At 70.5% G+C, this 3,807-nt stretch carries 1 protein-coding gene; it reads right to left on the bottom strand.

The window, feature by feature from the left end; translation table 11 throughout:
- Positions 1-223: 223 nt before the first annotated feature.
- A complete protein-coding gene (locus ACWF94_RS36035; protein ID WP_453498637.1) occupies positions 224-2,197 on the bottom strand; it encodes an AfsR/SARP family transcriptional regulator in 1,974 nt (657 codons plus the stop codon).
- Between the last annotated feature and the right edge of the window lie 1,610 nt (positions 2,198-3,807).

Raw genomic sequence — 3,807 nt, 5'->3', positions numbered from 1 at the left:
GGACCGGGGGGCGGGCGGTCACGGGTGGTGCCCGCCGGTGCGACGGCGCCCCGCGCGTTCTCCTGCGTCCCGACGCGTACGTCCGTCACGGGGTCGCCGTGACGGACGTACGCCACCAAGGAGCCGCCACGGGCCGCCAGGAGCTGCCCGGTGACGGCGGCTGCCGTCAAGCTGCCAACAACTGCCGTCAGGGGCCGTCAGGTGCAGGTGCCGTCAGGTGCCGTCAGGTGAGGATGTCCGCCCAGGCCCGACGGTCACCCGAGGTCTCGTCGCCGGTGCACAGGGCCTGGTCCACCGGTGTGTGCCCGCTGACGTTCACCAGTTCGTTGCTCGCCAGGGCGTCGAGCAGCCGCTCCCGGGCGTACGCCCGCGTCAGCTCGGGGAAGGAGTAGTAGACGGCATCGTTCTCCCACCGGACGATATTGATCAGATGACTGTCGACGAAGCGTTGCAGGACCCCCTCGACGGTTCGGCTGTCGCTGCCGAGGAGTTCGACGACGGAATCGGCGGTGAACTGCTTCGGGGGGAGAATGCTCAGCAGCCGGAATACGCTCCGTTCGACCCGGCCGAGCCGCTCGTAGCTGAAGTCGTACCGGGAGCGTACGTCGAGTTCGCCGAGCCGGAGTTCGTCCAGCAGCTTCTCCGAGCAGTTCAGCTGTACGGCGAGGCCCGCCAGGGGAAGGCCCGGGCTCCCGCTGAGCCGGCCCCCGATGCACCGCACCGCCAGGGGAAGGCCGCCGACTGTCTCCACGAGCTGGTTCGCGGCGTGACGTTCCCGCTGCACCCGGGCGGGCCCGATGATGCGGGCGAGCAGCTCGCTGCCCTCCGCCAGGTCCATGGCGTCGAGGCTGATGTTCCAGGCACCGCCCAGACCGTGCAGCCGTCTGCGGCTGGTGATGATGACGGCGCACTGCGCACCGCCGGGGAGCAGCAGACGTACGTCGGCCAGCGACGCCACATCGTCCAGGACGAGCAGCAGCCGCCGGTCGACCGTGGTGGACCGGAACAGCTTGGACCGCTCCTCCCGGTCGTCGGGAATCTGGGATTCCGCGAGACCGAGGGCCCGCAGGAATCCGTGGAGCACCTCCCCGGGTTCCAGGCCCATTCCGGTGGAGCCGCATAAATCCGCGTACAGCTGTCCGTCCTCGAAGGACGACCGGACGGTGTGGGACATATGCACCGCCAGCGCGGTCTTCCCCACCCCCGGCATACCGCTGATGACTCCCACCGCGGTGGCGGTACGGGGCGGTCTGGTGCCCTCCTCGCCCCATGCCAGGACGGACGGGACCTGGCCGACGATGGGCTCCCGGCCCGTGAAGTCCGCGAGATCCGCCGGGAGTTGCGCGGGCACCGGGATGCCCCGGGCGCCAGGGCGGGGCGCCACCGCCTCCTCGGCCTCGGGCCGGGTCAGGACGGCCGGGCGGTGCTCGGTCACCACCGGCTGGTGCTGCTCGTAGGGCACTCCCACCGGCGCCTCGGACAACAGCGCCTGGTGCAGCGCCCGCAGCTCCTGGCCGGGCTCAAGGCCGAGGTTGTCGATCATGCTGCGCCGCAGCACCTGATAGACCTCCAGCGCCTCATGGCGCCGGCCGGAGCGATGGAGCGCGATCATCAGCGAGGCGTGCACGTTCTCGTGCAGCGGGCGGCTGAGGACGAGCGACTTCAGCTCGCTGATCAGCTCCTGATGGCGCCCCAGCTGAAGGTCGGCTTCGATCCGCAGATCGAGGGTGCGCTCCCTGAACTCCTCCAGCCGCGTCACGTAGGACGACAGCAGGCCCCCGGGTACGACATCGACCAGTGCCGACCCCCGCCACAGGGTCAGGGCCCGCTGGAGCACCCCGGCCGCTGCCGCCGGGTCCCCCTTCTTCAGCAGTGCCATTCCGTCGTCGGCATCGACCTCGAACTGATGGAGGTCGGTCCACGCATCCGGAATCGTCAGCGTATAGCCACCCGGCCTGGTGAAGAGAAGTTCCTCTTCATTGCGCTCCGTCAGAATCTTTCGAAGCTTGTAGATATACGTCTGAAGGGTGGTCATCGCGCTTGCGGGAGGATCGTTCTCCCACAGTTCGTCAATCAGCTCCGAGGTCTGCACCAGGGTATTTCTTCGCATAAGGAGAAGGGCGATTACCTGGCGTGGCTTGGGTGCGGTAGGCACGACATTACGCTGACCATCCAGAATTTCCAATGGCCCGAGCATTCGGAAGTCCATCTCACGTCCCCCGATCAACGACGCTGCTTCTTCTGCACGAGATCAGCTCTTCCTTCGCGTCAGATTATCCCTTCGATATCGATTGAACAAGGCCATTTGCAGACGCACTGCACAGACTTAAGGTCGCCACCCACGGCCACCGGCAGGGCCGGCGCGGGCGTGCCTCCGAGCGCCCTGCCCACGGGCCCGAAGCGCGGTGCCGCCGCCGCGAGAACGGCCGGACGGACCCCCGGCGCGGGCATGTGACCAGGGCATTGGACGCATGGCACACCGGCGGTCACAGCGCGCGACGGTACGGCGGACCCCGGCGCACGAGCGTGCGCGCCGGGCAGTCGGCGGCCGGGGGTCGCGCGAGTGACGGATTGCTGGCGTCAACAGTGCATCTGGCTGAAGGACGATGAGAGAGTTGTCCGGATTCCGCTTCGGGTCATGCAAACCACCCATGGAATTCATCTGGTTGCAGGCGACACTCATACCGTTCCGGTGAACGGAACGCCCCGGGCCGCAAGGCCGGATGCGGGCACCGGCCGAGGTGTCCGGTGCCGTACGGACGGGAATTCCCGCGCGAGCCCGTGTCCGGGCCGTATCCGGACGGGCCGGTGCGGCGGGGTCGCCGGGGGGCCGGCAGTGGCGCTTTCCCTGCCCGACGCGTCACGGCCACGGCGCCCGGCAGCGCGGGACGATGGCCCCCGATACCGGACCGATCGCCGACCGAACCGGTTCCCTCGGCACTCCCCCGCATCAGGAGGGGGAGGCGGGCAGTCGGCGCGGGACTGCGCGGACCCGTGGGGCGGGGCGCCCGGCATCGAGGGCCGGCCGCACCCCGGTCACCGGCCGTAATCCCGCGCGGCCGGGACGGTCGTCCCTCCTGGCGCCGCTGGTGATTCCGGTGATTCCCTGAGGCCGGTGGCAAGCCGTCGCGCGTCCTTGAGGTCCACGCGATCCTGGCTCGACCGCAGGGGGATCGGCGCTGTCCGGGTCGTCGAGCCGGCCGGAACAGCCCTGCGGTCCCAGCGGCTCCCGGCGCCACTGCCGCATGACGGCGACTACGCCCAACGGGACACCATCGCATGTGGTCGTCATGTCAGTACCATCGGAGCACGTCCTCGAAGATTGCTGGAGCCGGGCCCCGGATTCCAACCGGACGCCTGCGTTCCGCCGGAGGTCCCGGCCGTCCCCGACCGTCCCCGGGCGCCGCGTACGCCTCGCCTCCGCTGCTCTGCCCGGCTCCGCCCCGATGTGCGGCCGTCGTCGGCTCCCGCCGCCCCGCCCGCCGGGCGCCCACCCGCCGGGGGCGAGCCGGTCGGTGATGCCGCCCGTGCGCACCGCGCGGCGGGCGGGCCGGACGGCCCCGGACACGCCCCGCACGGACGTTTGAGGGAGATTCGAGTTCGTTGCTGGCAGCACGGACTGCAATGGACGTGACCACCGCCGAGGGCCCCGCCTCCATCACGGCGGACGAGCGGGGCCACCGCGGCCCGCGGGGACGATTCCCGAACCGCACCGGGACGACGGGCGGTGCCAGCGGCGGAGCGTCAGCTCGCCGGGGCGGGCGGTGGTCCCTGCGATGAGCGGGAAGCCACCGGTCCGGGTGTCGC

It is taken from the genome of Streptomyces sp. NPDC055078 (assembly GCF_053607985.1).
Note: the sequence above shows the minus strand (reverse complement) of the source record. Positions and strands in the feature narration are given on the sequence as shown.